19 protein-coding genes are annotated in these 24,730 nt (G+C 72.6%); 12 read left to right on the plus strand and 7 right to left on the minus strand.

Going from position 1 to position 24,730, the window contains the following annotated elements:
* Positions 1-4 precede the first annotated feature (4 nt).
* Positions 5-1,015, plus strand: a complete 1,011-nt coding sequence (locus LB823_RS11995) for an NAD(P)-dependent alcohol dehydrogenase (RefSeq protein WP_224647508.1) — start codon at positions 5-7, stop codon at positions 1,013-1,015.
* Positions 1,012-2,496: a mannitol dehydrogenase family protein gene (locus LB823_RS12000; protein WP_224647401.1), complete on the plus strand. Its 1,485-nt coding sequence runs from the start codon at positions 1,012-1,014 to the stop codon at positions 2,494-2,496. The genes LB823_RS11995 and LB823_RS12000 overlap by 4 nt, the downstream gene beginning before the upstream one ends.
* 12 nt (positions 2,497-2,508) lie before the next feature.
* Here LB823_RS12000 and LB823_RS12005 read toward each other — a convergent pair whose 3' ends face one another.
* On the minus strand, positions 2,509-3,924 hold the full coding sequence (locus tag LB823_RS12005) for an FGGY family carbohydrate kinase (RefSeq protein WP_224647402.1): 1,416 nt from the start codon (positions 3,922-3,924) through the stop codon (positions 2,509-2,511).
* Positions 3,925-4,017: 93 nt separating this feature from the next.
* On the opposite strand from LB823_RS12005, the gene aztD reads away from it, so the two are divergent.
* Both aztD and coaE read left to right on the plus strand, forming a co-directional pair.
* Positions 4,018-5,280, plus strand: coding sequence for a zinc metallochaperone AztD (aztD, locus tag LB823_RS12010; protein WP_224647403.1), 1,263 nt, complete (start codon positions 4,018-4,020; stop codon positions 5,278-5,280).
* Between the two features lie 9 nt (positions 5,281-5,289).
* Positions 5,290-6,171: a dephospho-CoA kinase gene (coaE, locus tag LB823_RS12015; protein ID WP_224647404.1), complete on the plus strand. Its 882-nt coding sequence runs from the start codon at positions 5,290-5,292 to the stop codon at positions 6,169-6,171.
* On the opposite strand, the gene LB823_RS12020 is transcribed toward coaE, so the two are convergent.
* Complete coding sequence (locus LB823_RS12020; RefSeq protein WP_224647405.1) at positions 6,156-6,707, minus strand: SWIM zinc finger family protein; 552 nt, start codon at positions 6,705-6,707, stop codon at positions 6,156-6,158. The two genes, coaE and LB823_RS12020, sit on opposite strands and share 16 nt — an antisense overlap.
* Before the next feature lies 1 nt (position 6,708).
* Positions 6,709-8,274, minus strand: a complete 1,566-nt coding sequence (locus LB823_RS12025) for a DEAD/DEAH box helicase (protein WP_224647407.1) — start codon at positions 8,272-8,274, stop codon at positions 6,709-6,711.
* A gap of 215 nt (positions 8,275-8,489) precedes the next feature.
* Here LB823_RS12025 and LB823_RS12030 point away from each other — a divergent pair, with 215 nt between their 5' ends.
* The gene (locus LB823_RS12030) at positions 8,490-9,248 is read left to right on the plus strand and encodes a TetR/AcrR family transcriptional regulator (RefSeq protein ID WP_224647408.1); all 759 of its coding nucleotides are present in this window, start codon (positions 8,490-8,492) and stop codon (positions 9,246-9,248) included.
* Positions 9,249-9,251: 3 nt separating this feature from the next.
* On the opposite strand, the gene LB823_RS12035 is transcribed toward LB823_RS12030, so the two are convergent.
* Complete coding sequence (locus LB823_RS12035; RefSeq protein ID WP_224647509.1) at positions 9,252-9,710, minus strand: DUF402 domain-containing protein; 459 nt, start codon at positions 9,708-9,710, stop codon at positions 9,252-9,254.
* Positions 9,711-10,159: 449 nt separating this feature from the next.
* Between LB823_RS12035 and LB823_RS12040 the strand changes: the two genes are divergently transcribed.
* From LB823_RS12040 to LB823_RS12050, 3 genes are all read left to right on the plus strand, one after another.
* Positions 10,160-11,191, plus strand: coding sequence for a TRM11 family methyltransferase (locus tag LB823_RS12040; RefSeq protein ID WP_224647411.1), 1,032 nt, complete (start codon positions 10,160-10,162; stop codon positions 11,189-11,191).
* A 54-nt stretch (positions 11,192-11,245) separates the two neighbouring features.
* Positions 11,246-13,408 (plus strand): excinuclease ABC subunit UvrB, encoded by a 2,163-nt coding sequence (gene uvrB, locus LB823_RS12045; protein ID WP_224647412.1) that lies wholly within the window; start codon positions 11,246-11,248, stop codon positions 13,406-13,408.
* Between the two features lie 163 nt (positions 13,409-13,571).
* A complete protein-coding gene (locus tag LB823_RS12050) occupies positions 13,572-14,015 on the plus strand; it encodes a universal stress protein (RefSeq protein WP_224647414.1) in 444 nt (147 codons plus the stop codon).
* A 27-nt stretch (positions 14,016-14,042) separates the two neighbouring features.
* On the opposite strand, the gene LB823_RS12055 is transcribed toward LB823_RS12050, so the two are convergent.
* Together LB823_RS12055 and LB823_RS12060 are read right to left on the minus strand one after the other, a co-directional pair.
* A complete protein-coding gene (locus LB823_RS12055; protein WP_255603541.1) occupies positions 14,043-16,283 on the minus strand; it encodes a 3'-5' exonuclease in 2,241 nt (746 codons plus the stop codon).
* A gap of 162 nt (positions 16,284-16,445) precedes the next feature.
* Positions 16,446-17,606 (minus strand): FAD-dependent monooxygenase, encoded by a 1,161-nt coding sequence (locus LB823_RS12060; RefSeq protein ID WP_224647418.1) that lies wholly within the window; start codon positions 17,604-17,606, stop codon positions 16,446-16,448.
* Positions 17,607-17,804: 198 nt separating this feature from the next.
* On the opposite strand from LB823_RS12060, the gene LB823_RS12065 reads away from it, so the two are divergent.
* Positions 17,805-20,687 (plus strand): hypothetical protein, encoded by a 2,883-nt coding sequence (locus LB823_RS12065; RefSeq protein ID WP_224647420.1) that lies wholly within the window; start codon positions 17,805-17,807, stop codon positions 20,685-20,687.
* Positions 20,688-20,705: 18 nt separating this feature from the next.
* Entirely contained in the window at positions 20,706-21,791 is a 1,086-nt protein-coding gene (locus LB823_RS12070; protein ID WP_224647422.1) for a hypothetical protein, read from the plus strand.
* Here LB823_RS12070 and LB823_RS12075 read toward each other — a convergent pair.
* Complete coding sequence (locus LB823_RS12075) at positions 21,758-22,348, minus strand: ABATE domain-containing protein (protein WP_224647424.1); 591 nt, start codon at positions 22,346-22,348, stop codon at positions 21,758-21,760. The two genes, LB823_RS12070 and LB823_RS12075, sit on opposite strands and share 34 nt — an antisense overlap.
* A gap of 101 nt (positions 22,349-22,449) precedes the next feature.
* Between LB823_RS12075 and LB823_RS12080 the strand changes: the two genes are divergently transcribed.
* Both LB823_RS12080 and LB823_RS12085 read left to right on the plus strand, forming a co-directional pair.
* Positions 22,450-23,631: an epoxide hydrolase family protein gene (locus LB823_RS12080; RefSeq protein WP_224647427.1), complete on the plus strand. Its 1,182-nt coding sequence runs from the start codon at positions 22,450-22,452 to the stop codon at positions 23,629-23,631.
* A 51-nt stretch (positions 23,632-23,682) separates the two neighbouring features.
* The gene (locus LB823_RS12085) at positions 23,683-24,726 is read left to right on the plus strand and encodes a DNA polymerase IV (RefSeq protein ID WP_224647429.1); all 1,044 of its coding nucleotides are present in this window, start codon (positions 23,683-23,685) and stop codon (positions 24,724-24,726) included.
* Positions 24,727-24,730: the final 4 nt, after the last annotated feature.

Here is a 24,730-nt window from a genome sequence, read left to right on the forward strand (position 1 = left end):
TTCCATCGTCTCCCAGGCGCTCGCGGCCGCCCGTTCCGCCGAGGTGATGCTCTTCGGCGTCGGCTCCGCCTCCACCTCGACCACCCTCTTCGAGGGCGCGTACATCGACACCGAGGTCCTCGGCGAGTTCGTGGTGACCGCGCCGATCGTGCTCGGGCACGAGGCGTCCGGGCGGATCGTGGCCGTCGGCGAGGGCGTCCCCGCCGAGCGGATCGGCGAGCGCGTCTCCATCGAGCCGCAACGTCCCGACCCGCACAGCCCCGAGTCCCTCCGCGGCGAGTACAACCTCTGCCCGGCCATGCGGTTCTACGCCACCCCGCCGGTCGACGGCGCCCTCGCCGAATACGTGACCATCGGATCCGCGTTCGCGCACGCCGTCCCGGATTCGGTGTCCGACGAGGCCGCGGCCCTGTTCGAGCCGCTGTCCGTGGGGATCGCCGCGCTCCGCAAGGCGGCCGTCGGCCTCGGCGGGTCCGTCCTCATCGCCGGCGCGGGGCCGATCGGCCTGCTGTGCGCGCAGGTCGCGCGGGCGTCCGGCCTCACCCGGATCGTGGTGACCGACCCCGATCCCGTGCGGCGCGCGGCGGCCGGGCGGTTCGGCGCCACGCGGACCGTCGATCCCGGTGCGGACGCGTCCGCGGTGGGCGACGGCTTCGACGCCTTCGTCGACGCGTCCGGGGCGCCGCCCGCGATCCGCGCGGGCATTCCCGCCGTCCGCCCCGGCGGCCGGATCGTGCTGGTGGGCATGGGCGCCGACGATCTCGAGCTGCCCGTCTCGCTGATCCAGGCCCGGGAGCTGGTTCTCACCGGCGTCTTCCGCTACGCGAACACCTGGCCCACGGCGATCGCGCTGGCGGCCGAGGGGCGCGTCGACCTCGACGGCATGGTCACCGGGCGGTTCCCGCTCGATCGCGCCGAGGAGGCGCTCAACGCCGATCGGGAGCCGGGCAGCATCAAGGCCGTCGTCCGACTCGACGGCGCCGGCACCGAACCGCACACCGAGGAGCAGCGATGACCGCACCGATCGACCTGAGCCCGACCGCCCTGACCGCGATCACGGACGCCTCCCTGCCGGCCTACGACCGCGGCGCGGTGCGGGCCGGCATCGTCCACTTCGGCGTCGGGGGTTTCCATCGCGCCCACCAGGCGGTCTACGTCGACCGGCTGCTCACGGCCGGCCCCGGCGCGGCGGGCTGGGGCATCTGCGGCGTCGGGCTCCGGCCCGCGGACGCCGCGATGCGCGATGCGCTCGTCCCGCAGGGCGGGCTCTACACGCTCACCCTCAAGCATCCCGACGGTGCCGTTCAGACCTCCGTCGTCGGGTCGATCGTCGACTACCTGTACGCCCCCGACGATCCCGAGGCGGTGATCGAGCGGCTCGCGGCGCCGCAGACGCGCATCGTCTCCCTCACCATCACCGAGGGCGGCTACAACTTCTCCGCGACCACCGGCGAGTTCGACGCCGAGAATCCGGACGTCCGGCACGATCTGGAGCCGGGTGCGACGCCCCGCACCGTCTTCGGGTTCGTCGCCGAGGCTCTGCGCCGGCGCCGCGACCGCGGCGTCCCCGCCTTCACGGTCATGTCGTGCGACAACATCGAGGGCAACGGGCACGTCGCACAGCGCACCTTCACCGCGTTCGCCCGCCTGGCCGATCCCGCACTCGCCGACTGGATCGCCGAGCACGTGCGCTTCCCCAATTCGATGGTGGACCGGATCACGCCCGCGACCCCCGGCGGGCTGCGCGCCGAGGTCGCGGCACGCGTGGGCGTCGACGACCGGTGGCCCGTCGTCGCCGAGCCCTACACCCAGTGGGTGCTCGAGGACGCCTTCGGTGCGGGCCGCCCGCGGTTCGAGGACGCGGGCGTGCAGGTGGTCGACGACGTGGCTCCGTACGAGCTCATGAAGCTGCGCCTGCTCAACGCGGGGCACCAGGCCCTGGGGCACTTCGCCCGCCTACTGGGCTACGAGTACGTCCACGACGCCGCGGCGGACCCGGACGTGCGCGAGCTGCTCCGCCGGTACATGCAGGAGGAGGGGCGGCCCACGCTGCGTCCCGTGCCCGGCATCGACCTCGACGACTACATCGCCACCCTGCTCGAGCGGTTCTCCAACCCCGCGATCGCCGACACCGTCGCGCGACTGTGTCAGGACGCCTCCGATCGCATTCCGAAATGGCTGGTGCCCGTCATCGTCTCGCGTCTCGACGCCGGTGCCGCGGCGCCGCTCGCGGCGGCCGTCGTCGCGGCTTGGACCCGTGGCTGCGAGGGCGTCGACGACGCCGGCGCGCCGATCGTGCAGGGCGACCGCGCGGCGGACGCGCTCACGGAGCGGGCCGTTCGATCCAGGACGGAGCCGCTCGCCTTCGTGACGGCGCCGGACCTCTTCGGCGATCTCGCCGACCGCCCGGGGTTCACCGAGCCCTACCTGGCGGCGCTGACCGCGCTGCGGGAGAACGGCGCGCGCGCCCTGCTCCGGGAGCTGCTCGCGCGCTAGGGCAACGCGTCTTCAGGGGCGGTCGAGCACCAGCTCGGCCGCCTCGCGGTAGCGCGCGTAGACCTCCGGCGTGGCGGCGGCCGTGCGGGATTCGGCGACGGGGCGCGGCCAGGTCGGCGCCGAGCCGTCCCCGCGGAGCGCCCACGCCGCCTGTCGCGCGGCCCCGCGGGCGACGTACTCGCCGTCCGCGGGGAAGTCCACGGCGCGGCCGAAGACCGCGGGTGCGATCGCGCGGACCGCGCCGGACCGGCCGCCGCCGCCGACCACCAGGATCCGCTCGACGGCCGTGCCCTGGTCGGCGATCGCGTCGAGGCAGAACTGGAGCGAGCAGAGCAGGCCCTCGACGGCGGCGCGCGCGATGTTCTCGCGGGTGAGGTTGGCGCCGGTCACCCCCTGCAGCGATCCGGTGGCGTTCGGCAGGTTGGGGGAGCGCTCACCCGCGAAGAACGGGACCAGGACCAGGCCCTCCGCGCCGGGAGGCGCTGTCAGCGCGAGTCGCGCGAACTCCTCGAGGTCCGCTCCGAGCATCCGCGCGGTCGCCGCCAGAACGGGGGCGCCGTTGAGGGTGCAGACCAGCGGCAGCTGGTGCCCGGTGGCGTCGGCGAACCCGGCGACGATGCCCGACGGGTCGCGCGGCGCTGTCGCCGTCACGGCGCTGACCACGCCCGACGTCCCGAGGGAGACGATGCAGTCGCCGGGCCGGGCGTCGAGCCCGAGTGCGGCGCCTGCGTTGTCGCCCGCGCCCGCGCCGAGCGGGGTGCCCCGGCGGAGCGGGCCGGCGTCGTCGAGAACCGGTGTCGACTCCGCGGGGCCGAGCACCCGGGGGAGCGCGGGCCGCCGCCCGCGCAGCGCGAGTTCGAGGAGGTCCGTGCGGTACTCGCCCGTCGCTGCGCTGAAGTAGCCGGTGCCGGAGGCGTCCGAGCGATCCGTCGCGAGGGCGTCGAGCCCGCCCCCGCCGAGCCGCCACGTCAACCAGTCGTGCGGGAGGCAGACGGCCGCGGTCGCGTCCGCGTGCGCGGGTTCCGCATCGGCGAGCCAGCGCAGCTTCGCGGCGGTCACCGCCGCGACCGGGACCACGCCCACCGCGTCGGCCCACCGGTCCGGCCCTCCGAGGTCCGCCTTGAGCTGCTCCGCCGCGGCGGCCGATCGAGTGTCGTTCCACAGCAGGGCGTCCCGCACCACGGCGCCGGCGCGGTCCAGGCACACCATCCCGTGCTGCTGCGCACCCACCGAGGCGGCGGCGACGTCGTCGAGTCCGCCCGCGTCCCGGGCCGCTGCGGCGAGCGCGTCGAGCCACGCGTTGGGCGCGACCTCGGTGCCCGGCGGGTGCGGAGCGGCGCCGGAACGGACGACCTCGCCCGAATCCGCATCGCACACCACGACCTTGCAGGACTGCGTGGACGAGTCGATACCGGCGACGAGAGGCATGGCCGCGATCCTCCCAGACCGCCGGCGCGCCCATGCACGTATCGCCATGGTGATCTTTGACAATGATTTTCATCAACGATTACACCTGTCGTCATGCCCAAGAACCTGCACCTCGCCGCGCCCCTCCTCGCCGCCGCCCTGCTGGCCGCCGGATGCGGCTCCGCCCAGCCGGATCCGGCACCGTCGTCGGCGACGGCCTCCGGCTCGGACGCCGACGCGCCCGGCGGCGCGACCGAACAGCGCCGCGCGGCGCCGCGTCTCGCCATCACCTACGAGGGCGGGGTGCAGATCCTCGACGCCGCCACGCTCGAGCGCGTCGCGGACTTCCCGGGCGAGGGCTACCTCCGGGTGAATCCCGCCGGTGACGGCCGCCACGCCGTCATCTCCGAGGGCGCCGGCTTCCGCCTGCTGGACCTCGGTTCCTGGTCCGTGCCCCACGGCGACCACCAGCACTTCTACACCGCCGCGCCCCGTCGCACCGACATCACGATCCCGGCGCCCGAGCCGGGCCACGTGGTCCGGCACGACGGCCGCACCGTGTTCTTCTCCGACGGCACCGGTACCGTCACGTCGATCGCCTCGGACAAGGTGGGCGACCCCACCGCGCACCGCGCGACCTACACCGCGCCGAAGCCGCACCACGGCGTCGCCGTGGAGCGGGCGGACGGTTCGATGCTCATCACCCTCGGCGACGAGAAGACCCGCACGGGCGTGGCGATCCTCGACAAGGACCGCAAGGAGATCACGCGCAACGAGCAGTGCCCGGGCGTGCACGGCGAGGGCGCCGCCGAGGGCGGCGCCGTCATCTTCGGTTGCGAGGACGGCGTGCTCGTGGTGCGCGGCAACGAGATCGTCAAGACCGCGGCCCCGACGCCTGGGTACGCACGCACGGGCAACGTCTCCGCCACCGAGGCGCACGCCGTCGTCCTCGGCGACTACAAGGTGGACAAGGCCGCGAAGCCCGAGCGGCCCACGCGGGTCAGCCTCATCGACACCCGCACCGGCGCGGTCAAGCTCGTCGATCTGCCCGCCTCCTACAGCTTCCGCTCCCTCGCGCGAGGCCAGTTCGGCGAGGCGCTCGTGCTCGGCACCGACGGCGTCCTGCGCGTCCTCGATCCGAACACCGGCGCCACCGTCCGCGAGGTCAAGGTCACGGCGCCGTGGACCGAGGACGCGAACTGGCAGGAGCCGCGCCCCGCGGTCTTCACGATGGGTTCGACCGCCTACGTCACCGACCCGTCGGCCAAGTCCGTCGTCGCGATCGACGTCCCCACCGGCAAGGAGCTGCGTCGCGGCACCCTCGAGCACACGCCGGACGAGGTGTCGGGCGTCACCGGGGTCGGCACCACTCACTAGTCTGAGGGCATGTTGCGGATCGGACTGACGGGCGGCATCGGCGCGGGCAAGTCGACGGTGGCGAAGGAACTCGCCGCGCTCGGCGCGGTGATCGTGGACGGCGACAAGATCGCCCGCGAGGTCGTCGAGCCCGGGACGCCCGGGCTCGCCGCCTTGGCCGAGGCCTTCGGGGAGGGCATCCTCGCCGCGGACGGCAGCCTCGACCGGCCTGCCCTCGCCGCGATCGCCTTCTCCGACGACGAGTCCCGCGCCAAGCTCAACGCGATCACCCACCCGCTGGTGGGCGCGCGGTCCGCGGAGCTGATCGAGGCGGCCGGCCCCGATGCCGTGATCGTGCAGGACATCCCGCTCCTCGTGGAGAACAAGGTGGCGCCGATGTTCCACCTCGTGATCATCGTCTGGGTCGACGCCGAGGAGCGGGTCGGCCGGCTCGTGGGCTCGCGCGGCATGGCCGAGGACGACGCCCGCGCCCGCATCGCCGCCCAGGCCACCGACGAGCAGCGTCGCGCCGTCGCCGACGTCTGGCTGGAGAACACCGGCACCGAGGACGCGACGCGCGCCGCCGTCCGGGCGCTGTGGGCGGATCGCATCGCCCCGTTCGCCGCGAACGTCGCCGCGCACCGTCCGGCCACCGGCGCCCCGCGGGTGGACGACCCGGCCTACGACGAGCGGCTCGTCGGGCGGCTCTGGGTCACCCTCGGTGCCGACGCCTCCGCGGTCACGGTCGACGGTGCCGAGGCGCTCGTCGTGCTCGCCGACGGCGTGGCCATCGACGCGGTCGCGGCGAAGCTGGCGGCGGCGGGCTTCGCGCCCACGGGGCCGGGGGAGTTCGCGAGCTCCGATCCGGGCCGCGCGGCGGCGGTGCGGGTCACGACTCAGGGCACCGCGTAGTAGTCCCGCACGTGCAGCGCGGCGAGCGGCGTCCACCGCGGCGCCGGCCGGTCGTCCTCGTCGTCACCCGCGGGCGCAGAGGTGCCGTACGCCTGGATCGTCAGCGCGGTCACGGGCTCGTGGTCGACGAGCGTCGCGAGCGCGTACACCGCGGCGAGCACGTGCACGCACATCGTGCTGCGCGCCTTGCAGGAGCAGTCGGCGGCGTCGAGGACCGGCCCGGGCCGCAGCCCCCGGGCGATCAGCGCCGCGTGGATCGCGTCGTCGGGCTCGGTGCGGGAGCCCAGCTCCTCCCGCAGGGCCGTCGCGGTCGCCGGCGCCATCGCGGCGAACTCGAGGTGCGCCGCGGATGCGCTCGCGCCGCTGTGCACGAGCGCGGCGACCCGCCCACCGTCGAACTGCAGTGTGACGCCGCCGTTGCGGGCGAGCATCCGGGCCCGCGGGGCGTGCGTGTTCGGGGTGCTCGCGGTGGTCGGCTCGGCGATGCGGACGAGGTCGGCGCCCCAGGTGGTGAATCCGAAGGGGTTGGTGGCCATGTCAGTTCTCCCGGTTCCGGCGCAGGACGTCCATCAGGCGCTCGTCGTCGAGCGAAGCGAGTTCGGTCACGATCGATCCGTCGTCGGCGTGCACGCCGAGAAGTGCCTTGCGGCGGTGCATCTCGTCGATGTGCTCCTCGATCGTGGTCGCCGTCGTCAGGGTGGTCACCGTGACCGGGCGGCTCTGCCCGATGCGGTGGGCGCGGTCCGTGGCCTGCGCCTCGACCGCGGGGTTCCACCAGCGGTCGTAGTGCAGCACCTCACTCGCGCGGGTGAGGGTGAGGCCGGTGCCGCCCGCCTTGAGGCTCATGACCAGGACCTCCGGGCCGGTGCCCGCTTGGAAGGCGTCGGCGATCGCGGACCGCTCGGCGACCGGCATCCCGCCGTGGAAGAACGGGACCGCGCGGCCTAGGAGTGACGAGGCCGCCGAGGCGAGCAACTCGCCCGTGTCCCGGTACTGGGTGAACACGAGGGTCGGCCGGTGCGCGGCGAGGTTCGCCTCGAGGATCTCCATCGCCACGTCGAGCTTGCCGGACCTGCCCGGCTCCCAGGAGGGCGCGGCACCGTCGGCCAGGCCCGGGTGGTTGCAGATCTGCTTGAGTGCGGTGAGCACCGCGAGCAGCCGGCCGTGCCGCTCCAGCCCGCTGCCGAAGCCGTCGTCCGCGGCCCGGGCGAGGCAGGCGTCGTAGCGGCGGGCCTGCTCGTCGGTGAGGTCGCACAGCACCGGGTTGTCGATCTTCGGCGGCAGCGCCCCGGCCGCCCGGTCCTTGGTGCGGGCCAGCATCACGGGCGCGACGGCCGCGCGCAGGCGGCGCAGCGCACCGTCGTCCCCGGACTCGACGGCCCGGGTGAATCGGCGGCGGAAGACCGCCTTCACCGGGAACATCCGCGGCGCGACCACGCGCAGGATCGCCCAGAGGTCGTCGAGCGAGTTCTCGATCGGCGTGCCGGTGAGAGCGATGCGGAAGTCCGCGTCGAGCTCGCGCGCGGCGCGGGAGACCTGGGTCCGCGGGTTCTTCAGCGCGTGCGCCTCGTCGAAGACGACGGCGGTCCACCGGGTCCGGCCGAGCTCCGCCGCCGAGAGGCGGAGCCGGGCGTAGGAGACGACGGTGACCTCGTCCTGGAGGGCCGGCGCGAACCGGGCGATCTCGCGCCGCCAGTTGGTGGCGAGGCTGGTGGGGCACACGACCAGGTGCGGGCCCGGGCCCAGTCGAGTGAGGGCGCCGATCGCCTGCAGCGTCTTGCCGAGACCCATCTCGTCGGCGAGCAGCGCCCCGCCGTGATCGTGGAGGGTGCGGAGCAACCAGGCCACGCCGGCCGCCTGGTAGGGCCGCGGCTTCGCGTCGAGGACGCCGTCGAGGGACGCGGCCGTCGCGACGGTGTCGGCGAAGGCGGTGGTCGCGTAGGCGGCGGAGGTGACGGCGGTCCCCGTCGGGTCCGGCTCGGCGTGGGCGGCGATCGGCAGCGGCGCCTCCTCGCCCCGGGTCCGATCGGACCAGGCGGTGAGCGAGGCGGACGGCCGCGCGGCGCCGGGCAGGGCCGTGACGGCGACGACGTCGCAGCGCACGTCCGCGACGGCGAGCGCACCGTCGACCGGAACGACGAGCGGGAGAACCGTGGCGCGGGCGGGGTCGTCGAGGTCGTGCGAGGACCAGAGGGCGAACTGGTGGAGGTCGGGGAGGTACGTGGCTTCGAGGCTCAGGGCGCGTCCTTCGCGGGATTCGAATAGAGTACGTTGTACGGAGTACTCGAACAGTGTACACAGTACGGAGAAAGATGTCGATGAATCCCGAGGACGAGGGCCGCGCGCTGGTCCGGCTGCTGTGGCGGGCGGAGGCCGGGGAGCCGGCGCCGGGTCGCAAGGGGCCCAAGCAGCGGCTCACCGTCGACGAGGTGGTCGCGTCCGCGATCGAACTCGCCGATGCGGAGGGCCTCGCGGCGGTGACCATGCGGGCGCTCGCCGCGCGCCTCGGCGTCGGGCCGATGAGCGTGTACACCTACGTGCCGACCCGCGACGTGCTGGTCGCGCTCATGGTCGACGCGGTCGCGCTCGCGCAGCCGCCGGCCGAGCGACTCGCCACGCTGCGCGCCTCCCTGGTCGCGGCCGTCCGCGCGCGCCGCGACGAGTACCTCGCGCACACGTGGCTGCTCGACGCGCCCTCGTGGCGGGACGTGCTCGGGCCGGGGAAGATCGGGCAGTACGAGGCGCAGCTCGCGCTCCTCGAGGGCCTCCCGATCGGCGACCTCGAGCGGGACTGGCTGATCGTGCTGTTGGAGAGCTTCGCCGCGGGCGCCGCCCGCAGTTCCGGGGCGCGCGGCGCCGCGTCGCGGCCGATGACCGACGCGCAGTGGTGGGAGGTCGTCGGGCCGGAGCTCGCCGCGCTCATGCCGCCCGGGAAGTACCCGATCGCGGGCCGCGTCGGCACCGTCGTCGGCGAGTACTACAGCGCGCCCGGCGATCCGGATGCCGGCTTCGAGCTGGGCCTGCAGGTGCTGCTCGACGGCCTGGAATCGCGGATCCCCGGCCTGCGGGACGGGTAGCGGTCAGCGCCAGGTGATCGGCGCGCCCTCCGCGGCCAGCCAGGCGTCCACGCTGTGTCCGTGCGTCGCCGTGCCGGTGACGGCGCGGACGGCCGCGTGCAGTGCCCGCTCGGCGTCCGCAGCGCTGAGCAGGTCCGCCGCGGAGGCGGCGAGCAGCTCGTCGACGTCGATCAGCTCGATCGGCCTGCCCGGGTGCTCGACGAGGTCGAGGTACCAGTCCTCGGTGTGCCAGACGTTCCCGTCCCGGTGGATCCGGGCGACGTCGAGGTACACGCGCTGATCGCGCTCGTGGCCCGGCGTGAAGTGGAAGATCGTCGCGCGCAGGTCGAACGCGGGGAGCAGCCACGACTCGACCGCGTCGAACTTCGGGTGGTCCGCGCCCCGGAAGACGTACAGCCCGAAGGGCGTCTCCCGGAACTCCTCGACCTCGCGGACGAAGCCCTTGGGATCGGTGTTGGTCATCGCCGGCGGATCGAAGACCTCGCGCTTGGGCGGGTGCACGGCGCCGTCGTCGACCGCGGCATCGGCGGCGAGGCGCAGCACCAGCGTGACCTCGGTGTGCCCCCGGGGGCGGCCGGCAACCGCGCCGGAGGGGCGGAAGCCGTGGCGCCGCAGCAGCGCGCCGAGCGCGTCGTCGTGGGTGCGGACGAGGATCCCGTCGAGCCCCGCCGCCCGCTCGCGGGCCGCGTCGAGCAGCGCGGGCACGGCGTCCTCCGCCGCGTCGAGCACCGTCAGGTCCAGCCAGCCGCCGCCCACCGCGCCGATCGCCGCCGCCCCGTCGACGGTGAGCTCGAAGGTCACGTCCGCGTCCATTCGTCCACGATACGACGCCTCGTGAGGTTTCCCGGGTGGCGGCGTCACCGGGACCACGTGGGGCGTTCGGTCCGGAGACCCCACGTACGATCTCTGCCGTGCCCCAGTACCTGCTCCTGACAGCCCCCGCCGCCAATCGCGTCTACGCCGAGGCCGCGGCGTCCATGGTGCGCGCCGAGCTGACGGTGCTCAGCCGGGCCTCCCTCGCGGGGCGGGTCGGCCCCGTCGAGACCGCGACCGTCGCGGGCGTCGAGTACCTCTCCTTCGAGGCCGACGCGCTGACCGAGCGCGACCTCGCCTTCCTGGGCCTCGCGTCCGCGTTCTACGCGCTCTTCGAGGCCGACGGCGAGCTGCTGCGGCCCGTGGCAGTGCCCTCGCCCGACCGCTATCCGTCCGACCTGCTGACGATCCTCAAGTACCAGGGCAAGACGAACGAGCAGTTCACGCGGCTCGTACTCAACATCACGGCCGCGTCGACCGCGCGGCCCGACGGTGTGCTCGACCGGACGCTCCGCGTGCTCGACCCGGTGTGCGGCCGCGGCACCACCCTCAGTCAGGCCGTCATGTACGGCCTCGACGCGGTGGGCATCGACGTGGACACCAAGGACTTCGAGCTCTACAGCTCCTTCTTCACCACCTGGCTCAAGGACCACCGGTTCAAGCACGCCGCCGCGACCACCCCGGTGCGCCGCGAGAAGTCGGTGATCGCCAAGAAGTACGAGGCCGCCTTCGCCGCCGAGAAGGCCGACTACCTCGCGGGGGAGAAGCAGACGCTCACCTGCTACGCCGCCGACACCCTGCTGACCTCCCAGCTGATCAAGCCCGGCACCGTCGACGTGGTGGTCGGCGACCTGCCCTACGGCGTGCAGCACGGCAGCCGCGGCCCCCGCGGCCTGGTGCGCGACCCCCTCGACCTGCTGAACGCCGCCCTCCCGGGCTGGGCGACCCGCCTGCGCACCGGCGGCGCGATGGGGCTCGCGTGGAACACCCGGGTCGCGCCCCGGGGGCGGGTCGCGGAGGTCCTGGAGTCCGCCGGCCTGACGGTGCTGGACGGGCCCGGGTACGACGACCTGCGGCACCGGGTGGACCGGGCGATCACGCGGGACGTGATCGTCGCTCGGCGCGACTGAACCGTCGCCGCTGCTCGCGGAAAACTTGTCGGTGGGTCGGCCTACCCTGGTCCCATGGCATTCGCGGCAGAACAACCGGTGGTGGCGCACTCCGAGCACCGGCCCATCGGGGAGATCGAGCGGGCCCCGGCGGAGTTCACGGTGGTCAGCGAGTACGAGCCGGCGGGCGACCAGCCCACCGCCATCGCCGACCTCGAGCGCAGGCTGCGCTCCGGCGAGCGGGACGTGGTGCTCCTCGGCGCCACCGGCACCGGCAAGTCGGCCACCACGGCCTGGCTGATCGAGAAGGTGCAGCGGCCCACGCTCATCATGGCCCCGAACAAGACGCTGGCCGCACAGCTCGCCAACGAGCTCCGGGCGATGCTGCCGCACAACGCGGTCGAGTACTTCGTCTCGTACTACGACTACTACCAACCCGAGGCGTACATCGCGCAGTCCGATACGTACATCGAGAAGGACTCGTCCATCAACGACGACGTGGAGCGGCTGCGGCACTCGGCGACGTCGTCGCTGCTGTCGCGGCGCGACGTGGTGGTGGTCGCGTCCGTCTCGTGCATCTACGGCCTCGGCACCCCGCAGAGCTACCTCGACCGGTCGGTGCAGCTCGAAGTCGGCATGGAGGTCGACCGGGACGCGCTGCTGCGCCTGCTCGTCGACGTGCAGTACAGCCGAAACGACACCGCCTTCACCCGCGGCTCGTTCCGGGTCCGCGGGGACACCGTCGAGATCATCCCCTCCTACGAGGAGCTCGCGATCCGGATCGAGTTCTTCGGCGACGAGATCGAGGCCCTGTACTACCTGCACCCGCTCACCGGCGACATCGTGCGCCAGGTCGAGGATCTGCGGATCTTCCCCGCGACGCACTACGTCGCGGGGCCGGAGCGGATGGCCCGCGCCATCGAGGGGATCGAGGCCGAGCTGGAGGAGCGGCTCGCGGAGTTCGAGCGGCAGGGCAAGCTGCTCGAGGCCCAGCGGCTGCGGATGCGCACCCAGTACGACCTGGAGATGATGCGGCAGGTCGGATTCTGCTCCGGCATCGAGAACTACAGCCGGCACATCGACGGTCGCGCCGCGGGCTCGGCGCCCGCCACGCTCATCGACTACTTCCCGGAGGACTTCCTCTTGGTGATCGACGAGTCGCACGTCACGGTCCCGCAGATCGGCGCGATGTTCGAGGGCGACGCCTCGCGCAAGCGCAACCTCGTGGACTTCGGCTTCCGGCTCCCGTCGGCGGTCGACAACCGCCCGCTCACCTGGGAGGAGTTCGCCGGACGCATCGGGCAGACGGTGTACCTCTCGGCCACCCCCGGCCAGTACGAACTGGGGCAGACCGGAGGCGAGTTCGTCGAGCAGGTGATCCGCCCCACGGGCCTGGTGGACCCGCAGGTCGTGATCAAGCCGACCAAGGGCCAGATCGACGACCTGATCCACGAGATCCGCGACCGCACGGAGCGGGACGAGCGCGTGCTCGTCACCACGCTCACCAAGAAGATGGCGGAGGACCTCACCGACTACCTGCTGGAGGCGGGCATCCGGGTCCGGTACCTGCACAGCGACATCGACACCCTGCGCCGGGTGGAACTGCTCCGGCAGCTGCGGCTCGGCGAGTACGACGTGCTGGTCGGCATCAACCTGCTCCGCGAGGGCCTCGACCTGCCGGAGGTCTCGCTCGTGGCGATCCTGGACGCCGACAAGGAGGGCTTCCTCCGGTCGACCACCTCCCTGATCCAGACGATCGGCCGCGCGGCCCGCAACGTCTCCGGCGAGGTGCACATGTACGCCGACAAGGTGACCGAATCGATGCGCGTGGCGATCGAGGAGACGGACCGCCGCCGCGAGAAGCAGATCGCCTACAACACGAAGATGGGCGTCGATCCGAAGCCGTTGCGCAAGAAGATCGCCGACATCCTCGACCAGGTGTACACGGAGGCGGACGACACGGAGCAGGCGATCGGCGGCTCCGGCCGCAACGCCTCCCGGGGCCGCCGGGCCCAGGGGGAGCTTCGGTCGGCGTCGGCGGTGAGCGCGGGCATGTACGAGGGCGAGGACGTGAAGTCGATGCCGCGGGCCGAGCTCGCGGACCTGATCTCCGAACTCACCGACCAGATGATGAACGCGGCGCGGGAGCTGCAGTTCGAGCTCGCGGGCCGGATCCGGGACGAGATCGCGGACCTGAAGAAGGAGCTTCGCGGCATGGACGCCGCCGGTTTGCAATGACCTGCGAAGGCCTGCGAATCGGGTGGCATCGGTCGATCCGGTGTGTTCCCCGCCGCAAACGGCCTGTTCCCGGGGACGATGAGGCTATTGTGTCGGAGAAGTAATGCTAGGGCGTTCCCATGGCAGACCTCCGCTGGAGAAACGTAGAGAAAGAGGAGACTCGATGAGTGGCTACAGCACGATCGTCGTCGGCACCGACGGCTCGGAGTCGTCGCTGCGCGCCGTGGAGCGCGCCGCTGCGCTGACCGGCGACGGCAAGCTGGTGATCGCCTGCGCCTTCCTGCCGAGCGAGGGCGCCGATCCGGCCGCCTCCGACATCCTGGGCGCCGACGCGTACCAGCTGCAGGGTGCGAACCCCGTCAACGACATGCTCCGCACCGCCGAGGGCCGCGCGGTCGCCGCCGGCGCGAAGAACGTCGAGAAGCGGGCCATCAAGGGCCAGCCGGTCGACGCGCTGCTGGACCTGGTCAAGTCGCTGCCCGAGCCGGCGCTTCTGGTCGTGGGCAACAAGGGCATGAACTCCCTCACCGGCCGGCTGCTGGGCTCGGTGCCCTCCGACGCCGCCCGCAAGACCTCCGTGGACATCCTCATCGTCCACACCACGTAGGCAGCACCATCTGACAGCCGGGGGCCGTCAGGCCTCCAGGGCGCGCAGCGCGCGCGGCAGCGACCCGGACGTGACCACGGTCAACGTCTGGGTCGCTCGCGTCAGGGCCACGTACAGATCGCGCAGCCCCCGGTCGAACTCGACCTCGGCGGGCTCGCCCACGATCCGGCCCGGCTCCACCACGATCACGTGGTCGAACTCCAGCCCCTTCGCGTCGCGGACGCTCATCACGCGCACGTTCGGGGCCGTCAGGCGCCGCAGCGGGGCCACCAGGCTCGACGGCGCCAGCACGGCCGTCAGGCGGTCCTCGTCGGGCGGCAATTCGGCGCGTACGGCCTCGGCGAGCGGCCGGTCCCCGTCGACCCGCACCAGGCGCGGGGGCTCCGCGCCCGCGCGCACCGACGCCGGCGGCGACAGCGCGGGATCGATATCGGCCAGCACGTCCGCCGCGAGATCCATGATCTCCTCGGGCGTGCGGTAGTTCACCGTCAGCTCGGCCACTGTGAACCGGCCGGGGACGTACGGGTCCAGTGCCTCGCCCCAGCTGGTCATCCCGGCCGCGTCGCCGGTCTGCGCGGTGTCGCCCACCAGCGTCATCCACCGGTTCGGGCTGCGCCGCATCAGCATTCGCCAGGCCATCGCCGAGAGCTCCTGCGCCTCATCGACGATGACGTGCCCGAAGGTCCACGTGCGGTCGTCGCGGGCGCGGTCGGCGGTGGAGTTGAACTCGCGCACCGTCTGCCGCTGCGCGAGCTGTTCCGCATCGATCAGGTCGTACGCCATGAGGATCTCGGCGTCGAACTCGTCGTCCAGATCCTGTGGCGCGGAACCGGTCAGGATGTCGAGCGCCTCCTGCGCCTCCTCGAGACGCTGCCGCCACTGGCGCTCGGCCTCGTCGGCGTCCGGGTCGTCGTCGCCCAGGAGCTCGGCGATCTCGTCGAGCAGCGGCGCGTCGGCGGGGGAGAAGGCGGGCTTGCCGTCCGCACCCGTGACCGCGTCCCGGCGGAGCTCGGCGCGATCCGCCTCCGTGAGGTCGGGCGCGGCCTCGGTGAGCCGGTCCTCGTCGCGCAGCAGCTCCGTCAGCACGCGCTGCGGAGTCAGGGCGGGCCACAGCTGATCGAGCGCTCCGAGCACCTCGCGGTCCTGCGCCAGTTCGTCGCGGATGTCGGAGATGTCGGTGCGGGAGAGCAGCATCGTGTTGTCCACCACGGAGGAGCCGATCGTGGCCGCGTGCTGCGCGGCCAGGGCGTCGAGCGCGGACTGCCGGAAGATCGCGCGGGCCGTGTTGTGCGCGCGCCGCGACGAGCGGGCGCGTCCTCGGGCGCGGGTGGCGAGCTTCTTGTCGATCGTCAGCGGGTAGCCGTCGAACTTCAGCACGATCGGCTCGTCGGGCACCGTTTGCCAGCCCCGGACGGCCTGCTTGACGACCTCGACCATGGCGGTCGAGCCCTTGAGCCGGGCCGCCGCGGCCGTGTCCTCCAGCGTCGCAGTGACACCGGGGAACAGGTCGCCGATCGTGCTCAGCAGGACGCCGGTCTCGCCGAGGCTCGGGAGCACCTGGCTGATGTAGTTGAGGAAGGTCTCGTTGGGGCCCACGATGAGCACGCCCGTGCGGGAGAGGTTCTGCCGGTAGGTGTACAGCAGGTAGGCGGCGCGGTGCAGGGCCACCGCGGTCTTCCCGGTGCCGGGTCCGCCCTGCACCACGAGGACGCCGCGGTGCTCGGACCGGATGATCGCGTCCTGCTCGCGCTGGATCGTCTCCACGATGTCGGCCATGTGCCCGGTGCGGGCCCGGTTCAGGGCCTCCACCAGCGCGGACTCGTCCGCGACGTTCGAGCCCAGGCCGTGCCCGGCGTCGGCACCGTCGAACCCGGCGTCGGTGAGGGTGAGGCGCTCGGCGACCACCCCCGTGAGGTCGCGGCCCCGAGTGCGGACGTGGCGGCGCACCGCGACGCCCTCCGGCTGCGCGGGAGTGGCGAGGTAGAACGGGCGGGCGAGCGGCGCGCGCCAGTCGAGGAGGAGCGTGCTCAGGTCCTCGTCGTCGTCGAGGACGCCGATCCTTCCGATGCGGCGCACCGCGTCGGCCGATTCCTCGTCGGCGTCGCCCATGTCGAGGCGGCCGAAGTACAGGTTCTGTTCGGCGGCGTCGTACTTCGCGATGTCGTCGGTGTAGAGCTGGTGGTACGAGTCCCGCTCGGAGATCTCCTGCGGGTTCTCGCCCACCTCCTGCAGGTTGTCGGCCCGGCGCCGATTCGCGGTGTCGCGCATGGCGTCGATCCGGGCGTACACGCGATCGAGGTGGGCCTGCTCCTCGGCGAGCAGGGGATCGACGGCGTCGGTGGTCACGGGACTCCTCGTGTGCGGCAGCGATGAATCAGACCGTCCATTGTCCACGATCCGCGAGCACGGCGCCGCCGCAACCCGGGACGGTCAGTAGTCGGGCAGGTCGATGCCGTTGATCGCGCGCTCGATGACGGCCATGTCCCAGTCCTCGGGCGAGGTGGCGGGTGGCTCGCCGGGCGCGGGGACGGTGCGGCTGGCGGCGTTCCACCGCCCGACCTGTTGGTTGGCCTCGACCATCGGCCGCAGCAGGCGCTCGTACGCGGCGAACGCCGGCTCCGGCCGCCAGTTCGCGGCGGCGAGCTCTCCGGCGAGCACGTAGGCGCCCACCAGCGCGAGGCTGGTGCCCTGTCCGGACATCGGCGACGAGCAGAACGCCGCGTCGCCGAGGAGCGCCACGCGCCCCGTCGACCAGGCGTCCATCACGACCTGCGCGACGGCGTCGAGGTAGAAGTCCTCGGCGGCGTCGGCGTGCGCGAGGATCTGCGGGGTGAGCCAGCCGAGGCCGGCCATCTTCTCGCGGAGCAGATCCTTCTGGGCGGAGGGGTCGCGGACGGTGAGCTCCGACTCGGTGGCGGCGAACGAGAACAGTGCCATCCCCAGCGTGGCGTCGCGGATCGGGCGCAGGCCCGCGGACCGTCCCGGGACCACGCAGTCGAGCAGCCAGCGGTCGAGCCCGAACTCGTTGGGGACGGTGTAGAAGGCCATCGCGTGCCCGAGGTGGCGCAGGTACCGCTCGTGCGGCCCGAAGGCGAGCGCGCGGAGCGAGGAGTGCAGGCCGTCGGCGCCGATCACGAGGTCGAACCGGCGCGCGGCACCGCCCGCGAAGGTGACATTGACACCGTCCGGGTCCTGGGTGAGCGTCGCGATCCGGTCGCCGAACACGTACTCCACCCGGTCGCGGGTGGCGTCGTGCAGCACCTGGGAGAGGTCGCCGCGGAGGATTTCGATGTCGGCGATGAAGCCGTCGCCGCCGTCGTCCTCCGCGCCGAAAGTCTGCAGGACGGTGCCGTTCTCGTCCACGAAGTGCGCGCCCGCGGTCTCCGTGCGCGCCGCGCGGACGGCCTGGTCGAGCCCCATCCGGCGGATCACCTCCCGCGCCACCCCGCGCGCGTCGACCGCCTGCCCGCCCGGCCGGAGACCCGGAGCCCGTTCGACGACGGTGACCTCCGCGCCGTAGCTCGCGAGCCAGTGCGCGAGAGCGGGTCCGGCGATGCTCGCGCCGGCGATCAACACCCTGGGTGCGGTCATGGGGTCTCCTCGGTCGTTCGCGGAAACAACGGTGTCGATCGTAGTGGCGCGCGGCTGGAGTCGACGCGGAACCGCGATCGGCGGACACCGAACCGAGTACGCCGGTGGGGGATTCGGGTACTCCGCTACTCGTGTGGTTCGTCGGCGCCGATCGTAGCGTGACTCGGACCATCCCATCCTCTGAGAAAGGGGCCGATCGTGGACGATCTGTTCCGCTTCGTACTGCTGCGTCCCGCCGACGCTCCGGATGCCACGGAGGTCAAGACCCTGGCCCCGCCGTCCCTCGACACCGCGCGCGGCGCCGGCGTCGCGCGCCGCCGGGCCGTCCAACTCCTGCGTCGGGACGATGCGCTGCGTCGCACCGACGACCTCGCCCACGCGGGCGCCGCCCTCGCCGTCGCCGCCGAGCTGGCCCGCGGCCCGCGGCCGGCGGAAGCCGTCCGCGCCGTCGTCGAGGCGATCACCGGAACCCCGGTGTCCGAGATCGTCGCCGACGACGCCTTCGCCCGCGACGAGGGCCGTCTCGCCGACGTCCTGGTCGCGACGAAACTGGTCTCGGACTCCTCGGGGACCGATGCGCGGGCCCTTGCCACCGCCGCCCGCGGCTACGACGCCCTCCGCGCGCTGGCCGACGGCGCGGACCCGGTGGCGCTGCGGCCCTTGGCGATGCCGGCCTGGGGCGAACGGAATCACGCTGACGCCGGCGAGCGCGAACCGGCGGCCCCGGTCGACCGACCGCACGCCGCGACGACGGGGCCCGCCGCGCCCGCTGCGCCCACCGCGCCGTCGGTCACCGAACCCGACCCGGCGACCGCGGAGGTCCAGCGCCTGGACGCGGCGCTGGCCGAGTTGGGCCGCCTGCGCGCGGGCGACTTCCTCATCGAGCGCGAGGTGCCTCGCGACGCCCCCGCGGCGGGTGACGTCCGCGAGGCGCGTGCCGCGCGGCCCGAGACCCGCGAGGGCAGGGAACCGACGCGTGAGCAGGTCAACCGACCGTCCCCACGGTCCGCGGAGCTGCGGTCCCCGTGGCAGCTGTCGGAGACCACCGTCGGGCGGATCTCGTCCGCCGCCCGCGCGACGATCGCGAGCCTGGACCTGGACCTCGCCACGGACGCGCTGCCGGCGGTGATGAGCAGGCTGCACGAGGCCCGCACCGAGCTGCTGACCGCCGCGGACGTCCGATTGACCACGGCGTCGAAGACGATCGTCGCGATCGGATCGTCGCTCCTCGGGACCGCGGCGTCCTCCGACTACGTCGGGGCGCCCGCCACCGCGATGCCGACCGGGCACGGCTCCATCCGGCCCGTCGGCATCGGCGATCTGCTCCTGGTCCGCCAGCACGTCCTGCGGTACGAGGGCGGCGAGGTCGGCCACATCGAGAACGTCCTCAAGACCGAGCGCCTCAACCGCGAGACGCGCCGCCTGGACCGCACCGAGACGATGATCCTCACCGAGTCGGAGACCACCCGGGAGGACGAGCGCGACGTGCAGTCGACGGACCGGTTCTCCCTCAAGCGTGAGACCAGCCAGACGCTCAAGCAGGACACAGAGTTCAAGGCCGGGGTCTCCGTCGACGCGAAGTACGGCCCGTTCGTCGAGGTCAAGGCCAACGCCGACTACAGCACCAAGAGTTCCAGCGAGGAGTCCGCCAAGCAGGCGTCCGAGTTCAGCAAGGACGTCGTCGCCCGGTCGGTGAGCAAGGTGATCGAGCGGGTGCTCGAGCGCCGTTCCACGACGACGATCAACGAGTTCGAGGAGAAGTACAGCCACGGCTTCGACAACACGACCGGCGGCGGCAACGTCAGCGGTGTGTACCAGTGGGTCGACAAGGTGATGCAGGCCCAGGTCTACAACTACGGCAAGCGCTTGTTGTTCGACGTGACGGTGCCGGAGCCGGGGACCGCTTTCATCACCGCGCAGAACGCGAACCCCGCGGAGGGGGAGCAGCTCAGCAAGCCCGTCCCGTTCACCCTCACCGCGGACCAGATCACCGAGGCCAACTACACGACATGGGCGCACCGGTACGACGTGACCGGCCTGGAGGCGCCGCCCCCGCCGATCCGCACCGTGGCCAAGGCCTTCGACGCCGTGGTCAACCAGTCGCCGTACGAGAGCTCCAAGTCCCAGGACCTGGCCATCGACGACGGCTACGTCGCCAAGTACGCGCTGTTCCAGTGCGGCTTCTGGTACTACCCGAACTCGGCGGCGTGGCACGTCATGATCGGCAGCAACTGGGTCGACGCCATCAACGGCGTCGGCTACGTCGACATGGCGGGCGAGGTCGGCTCGGTCTTGGTCGCCTACTTCGGCCACGGCATGCGGAACCTGGCCGCCACCGTCGAGATCTTCTGCGAGCGGACGCCGCGCGCCTACAAGGCGTGGCAGCTCAAGGCCCACGCGGCCATCACCCAGGGCTATCTCGCGAAGGTGCAGGCGTACGAGTCCGCGCTCGCGGAGGCGGCGGCCAAGGCCGGCGTGGTCATCTCCGGCCGCAACCCCGGGTGGAACCAGCGCATCACGACCACGGAACTGCGCAAGCAGTGCCTGACCATGATCACCGCGCAGCACTTCGACGCGTTCGGCGCGCTGAGCCTCTCCGCCGAGGGCTATCCCCAGCCGCACCTCGCGCGGGCCGCCGCGCAGATGCCGTACGTGCGGTTCTTCGAGCAGGCCTTCGAGTGGGAGCACCTCGTGTACTTCTTCTACCCGTACTTCTGGGGCTGGAAGCCCGGCTGGTCGCACCGCATGCTGCTCGACGACGTCGATCCGCTCTTCGCGGACTTCCTCCGGGCCGGCGCCGCGCGCGTGGTCTTCCCCGTCCGCCCCGGTTTCGAGGCGGCGGTGCTCCACTACCTGGAGACCGGCGAGATCTGGAGCGGCGGACCGGCGCCCGACGTCACCGATCCGCTGTACGTCCCGATCATCAAGGAGATCCAGGAGGCCACCGGCGCGCCCGGCAACGAGGTGCCCCAGGGCGAGCCGTGGCTCGTGCACCTCCCGACGACCCTCGCCAAGCTCCGTCCGAACGACGACCTGCCGTCGTGGACGAAGGTCGGCGAGGACTGGCAGCCGGTCGACTGAGCGGGCGGGAGCGCCGAGATGAAACAGGTCGTGTTGGTCGCGGGGGTCGACTACGAGTTCAAGGGCGTCGACTTCCGCCAACTGGCGGACAACCGTCGCCGCCTCCTCGAGCGCCGCAACACCGCGCGGGCCGACCTGCGCTTCGTGACGATGGACGTGCGGGCGGGGGAGATCGAGGTCCGCGACATCACGTTCCCCGGCGGCAAGCGCACGGAGGCCGTCACCAGCTCGAAGCCCTTCACCCCGGTGGGCCGCGCGAGCTACACGACGGTCGGCGGGCACACGCGGTTCAAGCCCGGGCAGTGGACCGTGATGGGCATGCCCGAGGTGTACCGACGGGTGCAGGACATCGGTGCCGCCGCTCCCGGCACGCTGACCGAGCTGAGCATCTTCAGCCACGGTTGGATGGGCGGCCCGATCCTGGTCAACAGCGACGACGACCGCACCATCGAGCTGACCATCCCGAACCTGTTCGGCGCACCGTCGACGATGACGGTGCCGCTGACGGGCACGATGCGGGATCCGGACGACAGGGACGCCCGGCCCCGGCTGGACTTCCAGCCCCCGACGACCGACGCGACGCAGCTGGACCTGTTCCGCAAGGCGTTCGCCGCCGACGGGGTGTCGTGGTTGTGGGGCTGCGCCTTCCCGAAGGTGGTACACCACACCTTGTGGGCCGTCGAGCAGGCCAAGGGCTACACCGGATCCGGGCTCGGCGGCGACGTGGTGCTCAAGCTCGACGCGGTGGTGGACGACGACGTGGACCTGCTCAACCAGCTCCTCACCGGGGTCCCCGGGTTCACCCCGTTCCGGCCCCGCAGCTCGACGGTGTCGGTCGCCTTCAAGTTCCTCAAGCACGCCTTCTGCCGCGCCAACCAGGCGTCCTACGCCGCGGCGCTCGCGGACGCGTCCCAGGCGGCGGTGCACGCCGCGCCGCTGGGGACGTACTCGGAGTACGACGTCGGCGGGGACAAGCTGATGAACGTCCACGGCGGCTTCACCGCGCACTTCACGTTCTACAAGAACTATCTCGGATTCGCCTTCGATCCCGAGGGCCGACGGTACGCCGTCTACCGGCCGGGGCTCGCGTGTCCGGCCCCCTGAGCGGGCGATTCGTGCGCGGCGCTGAAGCGCGCCTTCTTCTCCTTGTTGCCGCAGGTGTTCATCTCGCACCAGCGGCGGCTACGACTGCGGCTGGTGTCGAAGAACGCCGCCCGGCAGGTCGGCGAGGCGCACAGCGCCCAGCGACCGGGCCGCTCGCCGGCGAGGAGCGTGATCGCGTCGCGGGCGATCACCCCGAGGGCGTCCGTGGTCTCGTCACCCGCGGTGAGGTCCCATCGTCCCTGCCGCTGCGGGGTCAGGACCAGCGCGGCCCGGCCCCGCGCGCTGCAGTCGTTGAGGACGCGGACTGCGCGCGGCGGGAGGGGCTCGTCGCGGGCGGCGGCGGTTGCGGCGCGGTGGATCGCCTCGCGCAGCTCGACGGCGCGGGCGAGGTCGTCGTCCGTGCACGCGAAGACGGCGAGCCCGACGACGGTGAACCAGTCAGCGAGGCGCTGCGGCGTGGGGATCCGCTCGAGCGGATCGCCGCAGCGTTCCGTGAGCGTCGCGGTGAAGCCGGTGGCGAGCTCGCTGCCGAGACGGAAGTCGGGGAACGGTCGCATGGAACCACCATAGCCGGTTGTCACTCGGGGACTCACCGTGCTAGAACCGTCATTGCCGGTTCAGAAGGAAGCCGGGTCGGGCAACGGTCAGGAGGTCTGTCATGCCCCGCTCCGACGGAATCGAATCCTTCGACACGCACGCCGGCGAGGCCGAGCTCGGCGACCTCCGCGCACGGCTCGCCGCGGCGCGGCTCCCCGAGCCGGAGACCGTCTGCGGCGCACCGCCGGGGCGCGGTCGGTGGGCCCAGGGCGTCCCGCTCGCCGACCTCGTGGACCTCGTCGACTACTGGCGCACCGAGTACGACTGGCGGCTGTTCGAGGACCGCCTGCGCCGCATCGGTCAATTCCGCACGATCGTCGACGGCCTCGGAATCCACTTCCTGCACCGGCGTTCCGCTCGGCCGGACGCGACACCGCTGATCCTGACCCACGGTTGGCCGGGCAGCGTCGCGGAGTTCGTCGACGTCGTGGCCGCACTGACCGACCCCGTCGACGACGGGGCGCCCGCGTTCCACGTCGTGATCCCGTCGCTCCCGGGGTTCGGCTTCAGCGACAAGCCCTCGGCGCCCGGGTGGGGGACCGAGCGGATCGCGGCCGCATGGGTCGAGCTCATGGGCCGGCTCGGGTACCCGCGGTTCCTGGCGCACGGCGGGGACTGGGGCGGGAACATCACGACGGTGCTCGCGGGCCGCTTCCCGGACCACGTCCTCGGCATCCACACCACCTTCGCGGAGGGGCCGCCCGGCCTGACCACCGAGGGCCTCACGCCGGTGGAGCGCGCATGGGCCGCGGAGACCGCGGACTTCTGGGCGAACCGCGCCGGCTACGCGAAGCAGCAGGCAACGCGCCCGCAGACCATCGGGTACTCGCTCGTCGACTCCCCGGTGGGGCTCCTCGCGTGGATCCTCGACAAGTTCGCCGAATGGTCGGACACCGAGGACAGCCCGTTCGAGACGATCTCGCGCGACCGGGTGCTGGACGACGTCACGCTGTACTGGCTGACGCGATCCGGCGCCTCCGCCGCGCGCATCTACGCCGAGAGCCACGCGGCGCTCGATCCGGCGCTCCGCGTCGACGTACCGGCGGCGATCACCATCTACCCGCGCGACATCGAGAAATACCCGCGCCCGTGGTCGGAGCAGCGCTACCGGCGCATCGTTCGGTGGTGGTCACCGGAACACGGAGGGCACTTCCCTTCCCTCGAGGTGCCCGATCTGTACGTTCAGGACCTGCGGGAGGGGCTCGCCGCAGTGCTCGCGGCGCATGGTGATCGCGTGGCGTGACGTCGGCGGATCTCGGGGCGGATCAAACCCTCCGCGCTGCACACTGGACGCATGACTCGGTGGGTGCTGCACGTCGACATGGACCAGTTCCTGGCCGCGATCGAGATGCAGCGCCGCCCCGAGCTCATGGGTCTCCCCGTGGTCGTCGGCGGACGCGGCGACCCGACCGAGCGGGCCGTCGTGTCCACGGCGTCGTACGAGGCCCGCGCGTTCGGCATCCGGTCCGGCATGCCGCTGCGCACCGCGGCCAAGCGATGTCCCGACGCCGTCTTCCTCCCCGTGGATTTCCCGGTCTACGAACAGGTGTCCGCCGAGGTGATGCGCACGCTACGGGCCCTCCCCGACGCGTCCGTGCAGGTCCTGGGGTGGGACGAGGCCTTCGTCGGGCTGGACACGGAGGACCCGGCCGCGGCGGCCGCCGCCATCCAGCGCGCGGTGCTCAGCGCGACCGGCCTGCACTGCTCGATCGGGATCGGCGACACCACCGTGCGAGCGAAGAACGCCACCGACCTCGGCAAGCCGCGCGGCGTCTTCCGGCTCACCAGGGGGAACTGGCTCGCGGTGATGGGCGAGCGGCCCACGCGCGAGCTGTGGGGGATCGGATCACGCTTGTCCCAGCGGCTGGCCGGCCTGGGCATCAGCACGGTGGCGGACCTGGCCGCCGCCGACGCGACCGCCCTGGCAGCGGAGTTCGGGCCGCGCACCGGCCCCTACCTCCTGGGGTTGGGGCGCGGCGCGGGTCCCGACCGGGTGGACGAGACGCCGTGGGTCGCGCGCGCCCACGGGCACGAGCGGACCTTCCAGGAGGATCTGGTGACACCCGAGCAGGTCCGCGGCGCGCTGGACGAGCTCGCGGGCGCAGTCGTGGCGGACCTGCGCGCGGAGGCCCGCCCGTGCATGCGCGTGCACCTGAAGGTGCGGTTCGCGCCGTTCTTCACCGTCAACCGCGTGCGCAAGCTGCCCGAGCCGACGTTCGATCCGGCGAGCATCGCCGACACCGCCGAGGCGCTGTACCGGGCCCTCGACGACGATCGCCCGGTACGGCTGTTGGGCGTGCGCGGCGAGATGGTGCCGCCGGAGGGCGGCTACCCCTGATCGA

Origin of the sequence: Tsukamurella sp. M9C (genome assembly GCF_020169415.1) — a bacterium.
Classification (GTDB): domain Bacteria; phylum Actinomycetota; class Actinomycetes; order Mycobacteriales; family Mycobacteriaceae; genus Tsukamurella.

Bases quoted from the DNA above. Each gene is read 5' to 3' on its own strand.
- LB823_RS12000 (WP_224647401.1), top strand. From the start codon at position 1,012: ATGACCGCACCGATCGACCTGAGCCCGACCGCCCTGACCGCGATCACG.
- LB823_RS12085 (WP_224647429.1), top strand. From the start codon at position 23,683: ATGACTCGGTGGGTGCTGCACGTCGACATGGACCAGTTCCTGGCCGCG.
- LB823_RS12005 (WP_224647402.1), bottom strand. From the start codon at position 3,924: ATGCCTCTCGTCGCCGGTATCGACTCGTCCACGCAGTCCTGCAAGGTC.
- LB823_RS12035 (WP_224647509.1), bottom strand. From the start codon at position 9,710: ATGACCAACACCGATCCCAAGGGCTTCGTCCGCGAGGTCGAGGAGTTC.
- uvrB (WP_224647412.1), top strand. From the start codon at position 11,246: ATGGCATTCGCGGCAGAACAACCGGTGGTGGCGCACTCCGAGCACCGG.
- LB823_RS12030 (WP_224647408.1), top strand. From the start codon at position 8,490: ATGAATCCCGAGGACGAGGGCCGCGCGCTGGTCCGGCTGCTGTGGCGG.
- LB823_RS12020 (WP_224647405.1), bottom strand. From the start codon at position 6,707: ATGGCCACCAACCCCTTCGGATTCACCACCTGGGGCGCCGACCTCGTC.
- LB823_RS12050 (WP_224647414.1), top strand. From the start codon at position 13,572: ATGAGTGGCTACAGCACGATCGTCGTCGGCACCGACGGCTCGGAGTCG.
- LB823_RS12060 (WP_224647418.1), bottom strand. From the start codon at position 17,606: ATGACCGCACCCAGGGTGTTGATCGCCGGCGCGAGCATCGCCGGACCC.
- aztD (WP_224647403.1), top strand. From the start codon at position 4,018: ATGCCCAAGAACCTGCACCTCGCCGCGCCCCTCCTCGCCGCCGCCCTG.
- LB823_RS12075 (WP_224647424.1), bottom strand. From the start codon at position 22,348: ATGCGACCGTTCCCCGACTTCCGTCTCGGCAGCGAGCTCGCCACCGGC.
- LB823_RS12055 (WP_255603541.1), bottom strand. From the start codon at position 16,283: ATGCGCGACACCGCGAATCGGCGCCGGGCCGACAACCTGCAGGAGGTG.
- coaE (WP_224647404.1), top strand. From the start codon at position 5,290: ATGTTGCGGATCGGACTGACGGGCGGCATCGGCGCGGGCAAGTCGACG.
- LB823_RS12070 (WP_224647422.1), top strand. From the start codon at position 20,706: ATGAAACAGGTCGTGTTGGTCGCGGGGGTCGACTACGAGTTCAAGGGC.
- LB823_RS12080 (WP_224647427.1), top strand. From the start codon at position 22,450: ATGCCCCGCTCCGACGGAATCGAATCCTTCGACACGCACGCCGGCGAG.